This window comes from Leifsonia sp. Y878 (assembly GCF_057669685.1).
In genome coordinates, this window is sequence record NZ_JBYHFS010000004.1 from 311,910 (window position 1) to 326,200 (window position 14,291).

Consider the following 14,291-nt stretch of genomic DNA (forward strand, 5'->3'; position numbering starts at 1 on the left):
TCGCACAGACCTGACGGATGTCGGCCACATAGACGCTCCGTGGCGGCGGGCTAGGCGCCCTTCAGGTGCTCGCGCACCTGGCGGCGCAGTACTTTGCCGATCATGGAGCGAGGCAGGTCCTGCACTTCGATGATCTGCTTCGGTACCTTGTAGGCCGACAGTCGGGATCGGCAGTGGTCCCGCAGCGCATCGACGTCGAGTACGGCGCCTGGCCGCAACACCACAGCGGCCGTGACGTTCTCGCCGCCGCCGGCAGCTGGCAGACCGACAACGGCTGCATCTTTGACGTCGGGGTGCGACAGCAACGCCTCTTCCACCTCGGTCGGGGCCACATTGAATCCACCGGTGATGATGAGTTCCTTCATCCGGTCGACGATCGTGATGAAGCCATCCCGTGAGACGCGCACGATGTCCCCGGTACGCAGCCACCCGTCGGCCAGCAGCACGGCGGCGGTCTCTGTCGGCCGATTCCAGTAGCCGGAGAAGACCTGTGGGCCGCGGATGAGAAGCTCGCCCTCCTCGTCGTAGCTGCGCTCGATGGCCGAGTTCTCTGGGTCGACAACCTTGATCTCGGTGCTGGGGAACGGGACGCCAACAGTGCCAGGTCGGCGCGTTGGCCCCATCGGATTGCCGGCAGCAATCGGTGAGGATTCCGTCATGCCGTAGCCCTCGACCAGCAGCCCCCCTGTGGCGCTTTCCCACCGCTCGACCGTGGCGATGGGCAGGTTCATGGCGCCGGATATGGCGTAGCGGATGCCAGACAGGTTCACATTGCGCTCGGCTGCGGCGCGAACGAGGCGGTCGTAGATCGGCGGAACCGCGGGGAGGAACGTCGGAGGGGTGCGCTTGGCGGCGGTGAGCACCAGCTCTGGATCGAACTTCGGGAACAACACCAGACGTGCGCCGATGCTCATCGCTGTGGTGAGGCAGAGGGTGAGGCCGTAGGCGTGGAACATGGGCAACACCCCATAAAAGACCTCTTTGCCTGGGCGGAGGCCGGGGACCCATGCCTGGCCCTGACGGGCATTCGCGCGCAGGTTGAAGTGGCTGAGGATGGCGCCCTTCGGCGTACCCGTCGTGCCGCTGGTGTACTGCAGAACGGCTGTGTCGTGGAGGCGAGGCCGGGGATGAGACCGCTTGAGGCGTCGGTTCTCGAGGAGAGACTCCCAGATGAGCGCGTCGCGACCGAGCGGGCCGCTGGTCAGCGCGTTCCGTGACGTTTTTGCCTTCTTGACCGGAAGTTTGAGGGCCAGACGCGTGCTGAGCGGCATCCGTTTGGTCACGTCAACGGCGATGACGGTGTTGATGCCGAGGTCGGACGGGAAATCGGAGACCGTGGCGTGCACCTTGTCCCAGACGATCGCGACGCGGGCGCCGTGGTCCTCGAACTGGTGGCGCAGCTCACGCTCTGTGTACAGCGGGTTGTGTTCGACTGCGATGGCGCCGAGCCGCAGGATGGCGTAGAAGGCCACGATGTGCTGTTGGCAGTTCGGCAGCACGAGAGCAACGCGATCGCCGGCCTTCACGCCGAGCTTCCGCAGTCCATTCGCGGCGCGGGCGATCTCGTCGCCGAGGTCACGGTACGTCGTGGTCGCGCCGAAGAACTCGAGAGCGATAGACGACCCGAATCGCTTGATGGAGGCATCCATCATGTCGATGAGCGTTTCGGTGGGCGGGTCGATGGTTGCTGGCACGCCCTGGGCGTACGAGGCGATCCACGGCTTGCTCTCGAAAACATTCATTACACAGCTAGCTCCTGCTTCAGGGCCGAGATGAACGCGTCGATGTCGTCTTCTGTGGTGTCGAAGCCGCACATCCAGCGAACTTCACCGGTGGCCGGATTCCAATCGTAGAAACGGAAGTGCTCGCGCAGGCGATCGGCGACACCGGTGGGGAGCACGACGAAGATCGCGTTGGATTCGGTGGCCTGGGTGAACGAGACGCCCTGGATCTCACCGGACGCGACGCCAGCTTCGAGTGCGCCGCGCAGGCGCTGCGCCATGGCGTTGGCGTGGCTGGCGTTCTGCAGCCAGAGATCGCCCTCGAGCAGGGCGATGAACTGCGCGGAGATGAAGCGCATCTTCGAGGACAGCTGCATGTTGAGCTTGCGGAGGTAGCTGAGGCCGGTCGCAGCATCGGGGTTCAGCACCACGACGCATTCGCCGAGCATGAGGCCGTTCTTGGTGCCGCCGAAGCTCAGCACGTCGACGCCGGCGTCGCGCGTGAATGCACGCAGCGGCACACCAAGGCTGGCGGCGGCGTTGGAGATGCGGGCGCCATCCATGTGCAGTTTCATGCCGAGCGCGTGTGCGTGGTCTGCGATGGCCTTGACCTCGTCGACGGTGTACGCGGTGCCGAGCTCTGTGGTCTGGGTGATGGAGACGACGAGGGGCTGTGCGCGGTGCTCATCGCCCCATCCCCAGGCCTCCTGGTCAATGAGTTCGGGGGTGAGCTTGCCGTTCGGGGTGACGATCGGCAGCAATTTCAGGCCGCCGATGCGTTCTGGGGCGCCACCCTCATCCGTGTTGATGTGCGCGGTTGCGGCGCAGATGACCGCGCCCCAGCGTGGCAGCATCGCCTGCAGTCCGAGCACGTTGGCGCCTGTGCCGTTAAACACCGGGAATGCCTCGACGCCCTCGCCGAAGTGGTGAGCGAACACATCCTGCAACTTCGCCGTGTAGACGTCCTCGCCGTACGCAATCTGGTGCGCTCCGTTTGCGCGGGAAATCGCGTCCAGGATGTCTGGGTGGATGCCCGAGTAGTTGTCGGAGGCGAAGCCGCGGGAAGTCAGGTCGTGGAGTTCATCAGTCACCCCACTATCTTCCCGCACATCGGCACGCCGATTCTGTGCGTGCGCTGCATGAAAGCTGCGGGCGGGCAAGCGGATGCCGGTGAGCGGATGCTCGCCGGGCATCCGCTCACCGGGCCGGGCCTAGCCGCGCAGCGCCTCGCGGTATGACACCCGGGTGCCCATGCGCAGCAGGGAGTTCGAGTAGATGCGCGAGCCGAGGAGGATGACGACCAAGGTGGTCGCGAGCAGGATCAGCAGGGAGAGCAGCGGTTCCCACCACTCTGCGGTGCCCATGAAGATCCGCATCGGCATGCCCACCGGGGCTGAGAATGGCACGTACGACATGATCGCGAGCACCGTGGGGTTGTCGTTGAAGAAGATGACGAGGAAGTACGGAATCATCACGAGCATCATCACCGGCGCCGTTACAGAGCCAACGTCTTCCTGACGCGACACCATCGATGCCGTCGCCGCATACATGCCGGCCAGCAGCACGAAGCCGAACGCGAAGAAGACGGCGAACCAGATGATGGCTGGGCCGACATCCGCCAACAAGACCCGTTGCCCGGTGATCGCCATGCCAGCTGAGACCAGTAGCCCGATCAGCACGATCTGGCCGAACGCCATGATGCTGTTGCCGAGGATCTTGCCGGCCAGCAGCGCGCGCACCGGAATGGCCGACATCAGGATCTCAACGACGCGCGTCTGTTTCTCTTCGACGACGCTCTGCGCGATGGTCGAGCCGAAGGTGATGGCCGACATGAAGAAGACCAGGCCGAAGCCGAGGGCAACGAGATAGGCGAGCATCCCGCTTTGGCTCGCAGGTTCAAGCAGGGTGATCTCCGGGCTCACGCTGAGGGCCCCCAGCACATCAGAGGGCGGCGAGTCGAGGGCGATCACCGACACCGCCAGGGGCGAGGTCGGGGTGGGCTCGACTGGAATGATGGCGGCAGACACGTCGCCGCTTCTCACCAGCTTTTCGGCCGCGGCCACGTCGGCCGCCTCGACGATCTCGAACGAGTTCGTGCTCAGGGCGATCTCGCTCGCACTGCCGACCACGGCGACCTTGGGCAGGGTTGGATTCGCGCTGACCAGTCCACCGACCACAACGGATGCGATGGCCGCGAACAGCAGGATGCCCGTCGAGATCAGGAACGCCTTGCTGCGCAGCCGCGCCATGATCTCGCGCACGGCGACGAGCCAGACGCTCTGCCAGAAGGTGGGTGCTGGATGCCGTGCGACCCGGGCTGCCTGGGTCGTGTTCCCGGCCTGCGGCTGGTTTTCGGAGTGGGTCTGGGTGCTCACTTCACGACCTCCTTGAAGATGGTGGCTAGCGACGGGCGTTGCAGCCCGAAGGATTCGACGGCTCCGCCGGTGATGGCGCGCTGCAGGACGTGCTGGCTGGCGGCATCCGTTTCAGCTTCGAAGACCGCGTAGCCGCCGTCGAAGTCGATCACGGAGATGCCGGGGACGTCGCGGATCCAGCCGGTGTCTCCAGCGGTGTGGATCTCATAGCGGGCGGTGCTGTACTGGTCGCGGAGGGCGTCGCGCTCGCCGTTCGCCCTGATCTCGCCGGCCGCGATGATCACCAGGTCGTCGCAGAGGCGCTCGACGATATCAAGCTGGTGCGAGGAGAAGAGCACGGGAACACCCTGCGCTGCGTAGTCGGTGAGCACGCTCTGCACCACCTCGACCGCCATCGGGTCGAGACCGGAGAACGGCTCGTCGAGCACCAGGAACTCAGGGTCGTGCACGAGCGCTGCGGCGATCTGGGCGCGCTGCTGGTTGCCAAGCGAGAGCGCTTCGACGGCGTCGTTGCTGCGCTCGCCGAGTCCGAGCCGCTCGAGCAGGGTGGTCGCGTTTCGCTTGGCCGCCGCTGGCGTGAGGCCGTGCAGCCTGGCCAGGTAGACGAGCTGCTCAAGAACCTTCATCTTCGGGTAGAGCCCGCGCTCCTCCGGCATGTAGCCGAAGCGGCGTCGGTCGCTCGCCGTCAGTGGCGTGCCGTCGAGCAGCACGGTGCCTGAGTCGGCGTCGAGCACGCCGAGGATGATGCGCATCGTCGTGGTCTTGCCCGCACCGTTGCCCCCGACGAAGCCGGTCATGCGGCCGCTGCCGACGGTGAAGCTCACATCGTGGAGCACCTGGCGGCTCCCGTAGTGCTTGTTGACGTCTCTGATCTCGAGCATGGGCGCCCTTTCGTCGCTGGTGCTTCCACGCTACAAAACCAGCCGGCCACGCGCATCCGTCGCGCGGGTGAACGTGCAGGGGGCCTGCACTCAACCACACGACGGATGCCGCGCCTCGGCCGATCGGGGTCGTCAGTCGAACTCGTCCGTCAGTCGAACTCGTCCGTCAGAATGTCGAAGGCGCTCGACCAGCCGTCGAAAACGGACCCGTCGCCTGGCGCCCCCGCGATGCCTGCGACGTGGAAGGTCATCTCGGTCTGCTCGCCCACCTCGCGCAGGGTGATCGAGATGACGGGCGCGTCCTCATCGCCCGGGTTGCCCCAGGTGAAGACGAGGCGCTCTGGCTCCGAGATCTCGATGTAGGTTCCAGCCGTCGGGTACTCCTCACCCGTCGCGTCGTTGACCATCGTGTACGAGTAGTGGCCTCCGACTCTGGGGTCGAGGTGCACGGAATTCGCCGGTGTGGATATGCCGCGTGGATGCCACCACACGGATGCCTGCACCGGGTCTGTCCAGGCCCGCCACACGGCGTCACGGGGTGCGTCGAAGACGCGGGTGATGGTGAACTGGGGCGCTGTTGTCGTGCCCGTCTGGTCATCCATGGGATGGCCTCCTTCTCAACTCGACAGGAGTTGCCGACGTGGCCGCGGGTGCCGAAGGTCAGCCGCTGGCGTGCGGGCGCTGCTGCTGGTGCTGCTGATTCTGCTGCAGACCCTGCAGGTGTTCATCGAGCAGGTCGAAGCGCTCGTTCCACGCGGTCCGATGCTGGTCGACCCAGACGGATGCCTCGTCCAATGGTTCGGTGCGTATGGTGCACCTGCGCCACTGCGCTTCGGTCGTTCGTTCGATCAGGCCAGCGGCTTCCAGAACCCTCAGGTGCTGGGAGACAGCTGGCCGACTGATCGAGAATGGTGCGGCCAGCTCTCCCACCGTCGCCGGACCCTGCGCGAGACGCGACAGCATCGCACGCCTGGTCGGATCGGCGAGAGCAGAGAAGACGAGACTCAACTCGTCCTTTGCGCCAGCCACGTAACCAACTCCTTATTTAATGAATTGCTTAAACGTAAGTCGGTCGCAGCCCGCAGTCAACCCCCCCCTTTTTTGCATAACTCCTGCAGAACGCGCGTCCTGTGCGGGGCTGGCCCGTGAGTCCGGGTCGGCCGGAGAGAGCGGATGCGTTTTGCAGGAGTTATGCGACACGGGTGGCTATTGGCAGACACGGCCGGCTACTGGACGGCTATTAGGACGGCTACTAGGCCGGCGCGGCGGCTACGGCGCGGCGGCTACAGGGCGGCGATGCTACAGGGCGGCGATGCTACAGGGCGGCGATGCTCCACGAGGCGAAGGTGACCTCGCCCGGCTGCAGCACGATCAGGTCGTCGTGGGAGTTGAAGACGTCGGGCGGGCACGTCATCGGTTCGATCGCCAGGCCGCGTCGGCTGGTCTCCGGGGTCGGCTGGTCGGCCGTGTGCACCTGGACCCAGGGGCAGGAGGAGTCCCAGTGCATCACGACGCCGGTGCCGGATGGCGCGGTCAGGCGCACCTCTGCTGTGCGGTTCTCGTTGCGCACCAGGCCGGTGAATGCGTGGTCGATGAAGAGGTCGCCGATGACGCGGGGCGTGCGGAAGTCGAACGATCCGGCCGCCTCTGTGGCGACATCCGCTAGCGCAACCGGAATCAGGCGGTCTTCGGTGACCGTGAGCACCTTCTCGGCGGGGAGGAGGAAGGTCCAGTCGTCGACGGTGCCTTCGCCGGCGACGAGGTACGGGTGGGGTCCTGTGCCATAGGGAGCGGCGGCGTTTCCGGTGTTGCGGGCAGCAACCGTGGTGTGGAGGCCGTCGGCGTCGAGCAAGAATTCGACGCGCACCTGCACGCGGAACGGATAGCCGTCCTGGGCTTCAATGGTGGTGGCCAGCATCACGCGGTCGTCGGCTTCGTCGAGGGCGATGAAGTCGTGCCAGGCGACGAGGCCATGCAGGGCGTGGCCGCGGCCGGGCTCGGTCAACGGAAGCTGGTAGTCGTTGCCGTCGAAGCTGTAGTGGCCATCGACCACGCGGTTCGGCCACGGAGCGAGGGTGGCGCCGCGGTATGCCGGACGCATCTCATCGGCATCGAACGGAACGACGAGGTCGCGCCCCTTGTGGCGGAGCGCCCGCAGGGAGGCGCCGACACTGGCGATGGAGGCGGTGTACTCGCCGCTGGTGAGCTCGAACTGGGTGCCGGAGAGGGGGATGGTCATGGATCAATTCTGCCGTTGATTTGCGTGTGCTCGTGCACATCCTGAACAGCGGTTCCGACGGCGGTTCCGGCAGCCGGGACCACGATGCCATGTTCGTACGCGAAGACCACCGCCTGGATGCGGTCGCGCAGGCCCAGCTTCATCAGCACCTTGGAGACGTGCGTCTTGACGGTGGCCTCGCCGAGATAGAGGCGCCCAGCGATCTCGGCATTGGCCAGGCCGAGTGCGAGCAGTCCGAGCACCTCTGATTCGCGGTCAGTGAGCTCGGCAGTGAGCTCGGCGGTGGCAGCGGCAGTGGCAGCGTTAGCGCGTCCGACGGATGTGCCACCGGCGACGGGTATGTGGACAGGCGTCGCGCCGGGCGCCAGGGTGCCGGTGAATCTCTCGATGACCCTGCGCGTGACATCCGGTGCCAGCAGGGCATCACCGCGGGCGAGCACCTGCACCGCCTCGATGAGGGCCTCAGGGGTCGAATTCTTGAGGATGAAACCGCTCGCGCCATGCTGCAGGGCGGCAAACAGGTAGTCCTCGCGGTCGAACGTGGTGAGCACCAGCACCGCAGAGGCAATGGCGGGGTCTGCCACTATGACTTGGGTTGCAGCGAGGCCGTCGATGCCGGGCATCTGCACGTCCATGCAGATGACGTCGGGGTTGAGGAGACGAGCCTGGTCGATGGCGCCTTGGCCATCGGATGCCTCGCCGACAACAACGATGCCAGGTTCAGACTCGAGAATGGTGCGGAATCCGGCGCGCAGCAGCGCCTGGTCGTCGACCAGCAGGACCCGAATCGCGTCGGCGGTCATGAGGTGGCTCCCGGCGAGGTGAGGACGGTCGTGGTGGTGGTGGTGGTGGTGGTGGTGGTGGTGGTCGGAGCGTCGGTCTCGGCGTTGGTCGGCGCGTTGGTCGGTGCGTCGGACGAAGGGTCGACCGGGGGGTCGGTCACAGCGTCACCACTCGCACTGTCACCAGGGACCGCACGATGCGTCGGGAAGCGGGCGCGAACGAGATAGCCGCCGCGGGGCCGGGGACCGAGCTCAATATCGCCGCCGACGGCCGCGACCCGCTCACGCATGCCGAGCTGTCCGAGCCCGCTGGCAGACGCGGCCCGGCTGCCGCTGCCGTCATCCGTCACCTCGAGCTCAATGGCATCCGCTTCGTAACGCAGCCGCACATCGGCGCGGACACCGGCACCGGCGTGTTTGCGGGTGTTGGTGAGCGCCTCCTGGGCTATCCGATAGATGCAGAGTTCGATGGTTCTCGACACATCGCGAGCCGAGCCGACGACCGTCACAGTGGCCGGCACGCCTGCGGCGGTGCATTCGTCCGCGAGCTCGGCGAGTTGGGCGATTCCGTGGGTACTGGTGGTGGCGCGGTTGGCGTCATCGCCGTCGGCGGAGCGGAGAGTCCCGAGCATGGTGTGCAGTTCATCGACGGCCGTGCGGGCACTTCGCTCGATCGATTCGAGAGCCACGACGGCCTGCTCAGGATCGCGGGCCAGGATGCGCCTGGCCGCGCCGGCCTGCACGCCCATCACCGAGACATGGTGCGCCACAACGTCGTGGAGCTCTCTGGCGATGCGCACGCGCTCCAGCGTCACGGCCTGGCCGGCGCTCCGCTGTCGTTCGTCAGCCAGCTCCTGCGTGCGGGCGCTCAGGGCAGCAGACTGTCTGGCCGAGCGCCACGCGGTGTCGCCGAAGTAGTACGCCGCGCTGAAGTAGAGCAGGTTGATGAGCACCTGCAGAAGGCCGTATGCGGCGAACGGTGAGAAGAATCCGTCACGCGACAGGTCGGGCATGGTGCTCACCTGGTTGGCAGAGATGAGCAGGTTCCAGAACAGCCAGATGAACATGCCCGCGATGATCAGGGCGCGCACCCAGGCTGCGCGGGTGCGATTGCGCGACCAGGCACCGACCGAATAGATGGCGACGTACAGGCAGATGTTCGCGAAGAGCAGGTCCATGCTGCCGAGCATTGCGCCGCCGCTGAACACCACAGCGATGACGACGCCAACGAATTCAGGCCAGCGCCGCCGCACAGCCAGGGGAAGGGTGATGGCGGCGACCCAGATGACGACCAGCCAGGTGGGTGATTCGTCGAAGACGCCTGCCACCCGGGTGAGAGTGGCGCTCACGGCGGTGCCGGCGAGCAGGGCGAGCGCTGCCCAGGCATCCGTTCGATACCCGCGTGCGCTGGGAGCAGGGCGCACCCAGTCGGCGCCGAGCGAGTCGGAATCGCGCGGATCGGGCCCGCGCAGATCGAGATGGCGCAGATCGGCGGTGCTGTCGGTCATGCTGACACGCTAGCGGCTGAGGCGCCGTGGCGGATCCGTCGCGCGGGGGAATCTGCGGGGGAATCTGGGTGGCAGCGGCATGACGAAGGGCACGACCTTTCGGCCGTGCCCTTCGTTCGGAACTGCAGACTAGGACTGCAGACTAGGACTGCAGACTAGGACTGCAGACTAGGCGTGCAGGCCGCGACGACGCAGTACCAGTGCGGCGCCGAGCAGCAGGATCAGCGCAGCGGCGCCGAACGGCACGGCGGGGTTGAATCCGGTCTCTGCGAGAGAGGCGCTAGTGGCAGCGACATTGATCGCAACGCTCGACACGTCACCGTCGAACTGTCCGACGACGACGAGCGTGTGCGAGCCAGCAGCCAGCTGGCTGAGCACGCTGGCGCTCAGGGTGACCTGGACGACGCCGTTCACGACGGGGAACGTGCCGACACTGATGGGCGACGAGTAGAGGTACGCGTCGACGAAGGTGTCAGATCCCGTGAACGGGACGTTGGCGGTGTGGCCCTTGTTCGGGTCCAGGCTACCGGCCGGCAGGCCGACGGACGTCTGGGACGCCGGCGTGGAGCCCTTGGCCGCCAGGAATGCCGCCAGATCGGCTGAGTTCGCGACCGGAGCGGCTGCGATCGGGATCTGCGGGGTGGCGGCGAAGGCAGGGGCAGAGTAATTGTCTGCGAAGCCGTCCAGGTGGCCAACGGCCTCTACCCAGATTCGCTTGTTCACGATGTCGGCGGTCACGGGCAGGGCCGCTGCGTCGAACCCGAAGATGTCGCCCGAGTTCTGCTGGCCCGGAGCAACGGCGCCCCAGTTGTAGGTGAACGTGGTGCCTGCAGGCCAACCGGCGGCGCTCGCAGTGAGCGTGCTGCCCAGGGTCTGGGTGCCGGAGAGTGAGACGGTGCCGGCCACCAAATTGGGCAGGAGTTCGATCGCCACAGTGACGTCCGCGTCGGCGATCGGGACAGCCACGACCTCGGTGCCGTATCCCGCTGCTGAAATCGTCAGCGACAGGTCGGCGCTCGGGTTGAGGTACTGAAACGTGAAGTGTCCGTCTGCGTCTAGCGGGGTCTGCCACGGGGAGGAGTCCTTGATGCCGCTGAGCAGAACAGTGGGGGCGAACGCCGGGTTGGCGTCCTTGGCCGTGACTACGCCGCTGATCGAGAACGTTGCAGGTGCGGGAGGCAGGTCCTGCGTGAGATTAAACTCGCCGAAATCAATGGCTGCGCCAACCACGTCGAAATCTCCTGAGTGGGGGAGGTAGCCGACTGCGGAAATTGTGTAGGTGTAGTGGCCATCTTCGACTGACAGAGCGAAAGCGCCTGCGTTGTCCGTGACGGCGGTCGGGCCACCGTCGACCGCGAACTCAGCTCCGGCCAGGGGCCCATGGCCAGCCACGGTCACGCTGGAGACTGTTCCGGTTACCGCGTACGTCGAAGGCACGGGCACAGCCGACGCGGGCGCCGCGGCGACGAGGGAGAGGCCGCCGACCATGGCGAGGCTCAGGCCGATGGCGGCAATGCCGCGCAGCCTGCTGATGGGGTTGTTCTTCACGTGTCTTGGTCCTCATTCACTGGTGAAAGTTGTCTGTAAACGGAGACTGACGACAAATGAACACTACACATTGTTCCGAAAAGGCTCCGTCGTGAGCCTATCGGCGGGGGCGCGGGTTTCACGGACCCAAGCCCCGAAGTGGGGGTAGCTACGCGCCGAGCCGCACCCGTGAGTTGTTGACGGATGCCGCATCCGCGTTCCAGAGTCCGACTACCTGGGTTGCCAGCTCGGCTTCGAGCCCCTCAAGTGAGCGCACAACGAAGATGACCGCGGCGGCCTCGGGGGCGGTCTTCGCAAAGCCCTGCCCGACCGCGCGGGTCCACGTCTCGGCCGCGGCTTTCGCCGCTGCGTAGTTCGCGCCGCCCGGCGCCGGCTTGTCGACAGACACGCTCGACACAATCGCCAGCCGACCGGCCGGAGAGGCCAGCAGGTCGGCGTTGAACGCGCGGGTCGTGTTGCGCAGCGTCGTGACGACGTTGCGGTGCAAGAAGTCCCAGTCGTCGTCACTCTGGCCGGAGAGTCCGCCGCCACCGCGCCATCCGCCCACCAGGTGAATCAGTCCGTCGACGCTGCCATGCCCGTGCTTGGCTGCCGTCTCGCGAACCTCGGCGGCCAGCGCGGTCACCGCCGCGAAGTCTGCCAGGTCGCAGACGCGGGTGATGGCATCCGGAACCTGCTCGGCGAACCCGGCCAAACGCTCGGCGTTCGAGCCGACGCCGATCACGCGCGCGCCGGCGGCCGTGAGCGCGCTCGCGACCGCGATTCCAGCAGCGCTGGTCGCACCGGCAATGAGCACGGTGCGACCAGCGACTGAATTGGGCCGGACGTTAGTCACGGCCGGTGATTCCAATGGTGGATTCGATGACGGGCTTCATTTTCTTGTCGAGTGCTTCGAAGAACATCGACAGCGGGAATTCGTCGTCGAGCACGGCATCCGTGTAGCCCTTCGGCAGCCCGGCGAGCACGTCGTCACTCAGGCCCCGCGCCCACACGGATGCGGGATTGGGAGTGAGCGTCTCGGTGAGCATCTCGTACGCAGCCAGCCAGTGTGCCTTCTTCGGCCGGTCGATCGACTTCCAGTACAGCTCGTCGATCTGGGCTCCGAGCGCGATGACGACGTCTGGCACGGCGTCCCAGTCGAAGCTGAGGCTCGTGTCCGTCCAGTGCAGCACATGGTGCTGGTGCATCCACGCGAACAGCAGCTGGCCGCCGAGCCCGTCGTAGTTGCGCACCCGGCTGCCGGTGATCGAGAACCGGAAGATCCGGTCGAAGATCACGCCGTACTGCACGAGCTTGGCGTGCTTTCGGGCCTCGGGGCTGGCGTTCTCGTCATGCTCGATCTTCACCGACTCGCGGAACGCGGTGAGGTCGCAGCGCAGTTCCTCCAGTGAATAGAGGAAGAACGGCATCCGCTGCTTGATCATGAACGGATCGAACGGCAGGTCACCGCGCATGTGCGTGCGGTCGTGGATGAGGTCCCACATGACGAACATTTCCTCGGTGAGGTGCTGGTCGTCGAGCATGGCCACCGCATCCTCCGGCAGGTCGAGACGCGTGATCTCGGATGCCGCGCGCACGACCCGACGGAATCTCGCGGCTTCGCGATCCTGGAAGATCGCTCCCCACGTGAAGGTCGGAATCTGGCGCATTGCGACGCTTTCCGGGAACAGCACAGCTGAGTTGGTGTCGTAGCCTGGCGTGAAATCAAGGAAGCGGATGGGCACGAACAGCTTGTTCGTGTACTCCTCTTCCAGCTCGCCGATGAACTCTGGCCAGATGACCTCGACCAGCACGGCCTCGACGAACCGGTTGGTGCTGCCGTTCTGGGTGTACATCGGGAAGACGACCAGGTGGCGGACGCCGTCAGCGCGGTGCTCCTGCGGCTGGAAGGCCATCAGCGCATCCAGGAAGTCGGGCACACCGAAGGCGGCCGTCTCGTCGTATCCGGCGGCCCAGCGGTCGAAGTCGACCACGAGCGCGTCGAGATAGGCGGCATCGTGCGGAAACAGCGGGGCGAGTTCGGCAATGGCGCCGGTGATCGTCTCGACGTTGGCCTGCGCGTTGGCGTGGTCGGCGGCATCCGGAATCGAGCCATCCTGCACCTGTACGGCCTGCAGTGCGGTCGCGGCGTCCTTGAGGCGCAGCCAGGCCGGATGTGATTCGACACCGGCGGACAGGGAACGGGCATCCTCGACGACCTCGGGCTCACCGACCAGTGCTTCTGCAATGTAATTCGACATGGGAACCTCCCGTCCTCGTGAATCGGCCGCCCGTGTGTGAACGTGGGTCGGCACTGACAGCGCGGTGTGCGCATCACCTCCAGCGTATCGGGGTCTAACCCGCGTTTTCGTGCGTGAGTCCGCAAGGAATCTGCGTCACATTTCAGCGGGCGCGTTCTTTCACTGCCGATGGGTGTCGCGGGCGCAGGATACGCGCACGTGAGATGGCCGCCGGCGCATAGACTCGCGGGATGCCGACTGCAGACGATGTGAAGGCGGCGCTCGCCGCCGTGGCCGATCCAGAGCGGGCCGTCGGCGCCATGCGGTTCTTCAAGACGGCGCCGGGCGAATATGGCGAGGGCGACATCTTCATCGGCGTGCGGGTTCCCGACACTCGCCAGGTTGTCAAGCGGCATGCAGGACTGCCCCAGTCAGAGATCGACGCGTTGATGAACAGCGAGATTCACGAGCATCGCCTCGCCGGGCTTCTCATCCTGCTCGCCCAATTCGAGCGCGCGAGTGCCGCGCGCACCCGCGACGACGCCAAGCGCGCAGCCATTGTCGACTACTACCTCACGCTCGTTCGACGTGGTCGGGTGAACAACTGGGATCTCGTGGATGCCTCAGCACCCGGCATCCTGGGCGCCTACCTCGTCGACCAGCCTCGTGATGTGCTGTTCGAGCTCGCGGCGAGTGCCGTGCTCTGGGAACGCCGGGTGGCGATGGTGTCGACGCTCTGGCTGATTCAGGCTGGCGACGCCACGACCACCCTTGAGCTGGCCGCCCTGCTGCTCGACGACAAAGAACCCCTTATGCACAAGGCCGTCGGATGGGCCCTGCGCGAAGTGGGCAAGCGGATCGACCGGGAACTGCTCACCGGCTTTCTCGACGAGTACGCCAAGCGGATGCCGCGCACGGCGCTCAGCTACGCCACAGAGCACCTGTCGCCGGAGCAGCGCCTGGCCTATCGCCAGCGCTGACCTTCCGTCGGTCGAGGAGGCTGCCGTCCCCGCTGGTC

Annotated in this window: 14 protein-coding genes; 2 read left to right on the forward strand and 12 right to left on the reverse strand. The window is 66.0% G+C overall.

The window, feature by feature from the left end; all coding sequences use genetic code 11:
* Positions 1-50: 50 nt before the first annotated feature.
* Both AC25Y4_RS14750 and AC25Y4_RS14755 read right to left on the reverse strand, forming a co-directional pair.
* Positions 51-1,742 (reverse strand): long-chain-fatty-acid--CoA ligase, encoded by a 1,692-nt coding sequence (locus AC25Y4_RS14750; protein ID WP_488121174.1) that lies wholly within the window; start codon positions 1,740-1,742, stop codon positions 51-53.
* Entirely contained in the window at positions 1,742-2,812 is a 1,071-nt protein-coding gene (locus tag AC25Y4_RS14755; RefSeq protein ID WP_488121175.1) for a threonine aldolase family protein, read from the reverse strand. Before AC25Y4_RS14755 ends, AC25Y4_RS14750 begins: the two co-directional genes overlap by 1 nt.
* Here AC25Y4_RS14755 and AC25Y4_RS14760 point away from each other — a divergent pair.
* Entirely contained in the window at positions 2,795-2,959 is a 165-nt protein-coding gene (locus AC25Y4_RS14760) for a hypothetical protein (protein WP_488121176.1), read from the forward strand. The genes AC25Y4_RS14755 and AC25Y4_RS14760 overlap by 18 nt on opposite strands.
* Here the strand turns inward: AC25Y4_RS14760 and AC25Y4_RS14765 are convergent.
* The 10 genes from AC25Y4_RS14765 to AC25Y4_RS14810 form a co-directional block, all read right to left on the reverse strand.
* A complete protein-coding gene (locus tag AC25Y4_RS14765; protein ID WP_488121177.1) occupies positions 2,933-4,096 on the reverse strand; it encodes an ABC transporter permease in 1,164 nt (387 codons plus the stop codon). The genes AC25Y4_RS14760 and AC25Y4_RS14765 overlap by 27 nt on opposite strands.
* Positions 4,093-4,977 carry an ABC transporter ATP-binding protein gene (locus AC25Y4_RS14770; protein ID WP_488121178.1) on the reverse strand — a complete coding sequence of 295 codons (885 nt, stop codon included), beginning with the start codon at positions 4,975-4,977 and terminating at the stop codon, positions 4,093-4,095. The genes AC25Y4_RS14765 and AC25Y4_RS14770 overlap by 4 nt, the downstream gene beginning before the upstream one ends.
* Positions 4,978-5,126: 149 nt before the next feature.
* Positions 5,127-5,579, reverse strand: coding sequence for an SRPBCC family protein (locus AC25Y4_RS14775; protein ID WP_488121179.1), 453 nt, complete (start codon positions 5,577-5,579; stop codon positions 5,127-5,129).
* Positions 5,580-5,637: 58 nt separating this feature from the next.
* Positions 5,638-6,006, reverse strand: a complete 369-nt coding sequence (locus AC25Y4_RS14780; protein WP_488121180.1) for an ArsR/SmtB family transcription factor — start codon at positions 6,004-6,006, stop codon at positions 5,638-5,640.
* 286 nt (positions 6,007-6,292) lie between these two features.
* A complete protein-coding gene (locus AC25Y4_RS14785) occupies positions 6,293-7,216 on the reverse strand; it encodes an aldose 1-epimerase family protein (protein ID WP_488121181.1) in 924 nt (307 codons plus the stop codon).
* On the reverse strand, positions 7,213-8,019 hold the full coding sequence (locus AC25Y4_RS14790; RefSeq protein WP_488121182.1) for a response regulator: 807 nt from the start codon (positions 8,017-8,019) through the stop codon (positions 7,213-7,215). Before AC25Y4_RS14790 ends, AC25Y4_RS14785 begins: the two co-directional genes overlap by 4 nt.
* Positions 8,016-9,506, reverse strand: coding sequence for a sensor histidine kinase (locus AC25Y4_RS14795; RefSeq protein ID WP_488121183.1), 1,491 nt, complete (start codon positions 9,504-9,506; stop codon positions 8,016-8,018). The genes AC25Y4_RS14790 and AC25Y4_RS14795 overlap by 4 nt, the downstream gene beginning before the upstream one ends.
* Before the next feature lie 168 nt (positions 9,507-9,674).
* On the reverse strand, positions 9,675-11,054 hold the full coding sequence (locus tag AC25Y4_RS14800; protein ID WP_488121184.1) for a hypothetical protein: 1,380 nt from the start codon (positions 11,052-11,054) through the stop codon (positions 9,675-9,677).
* A 148-nt stretch (positions 11,055-11,202) separates the two neighbouring features.
* Positions 11,203-11,889 carry an SDR family NAD(P)-dependent oxidoreductase gene (locus AC25Y4_RS14805; RefSeq protein WP_488121185.1) on the reverse strand — a complete coding sequence of 229 codons (687 nt, stop codon included), beginning with the start codon at positions 11,887-11,889 and terminating at the stop codon, positions 11,203-11,205.
* Positions 11,882-13,294 (reverse strand): DUF6421 family protein, encoded by a 1,413-nt coding sequence (locus AC25Y4_RS14810; protein ID WP_488121186.1) that lies wholly within the window; start codon positions 13,292-13,294, stop codon positions 11,882-11,884. Before AC25Y4_RS14810 ends, AC25Y4_RS14805 begins: the two co-directional genes overlap by 8 nt.
* Before the next feature lie 230 nt (positions 13,295-13,524).
* Between AC25Y4_RS14810 and AC25Y4_RS14815 the strand changes: the two genes are divergently transcribed.
* Positions 13,525-14,253, forward strand: coding sequence for a DNA alkylation repair protein (locus AC25Y4_RS14815; protein ID WP_488121187.1), 729 nt, complete (start codon positions 13,525-13,527; stop codon positions 14,251-14,253).
* Positions 14,254-14,291 lie beyond the last annotated feature (38 nt).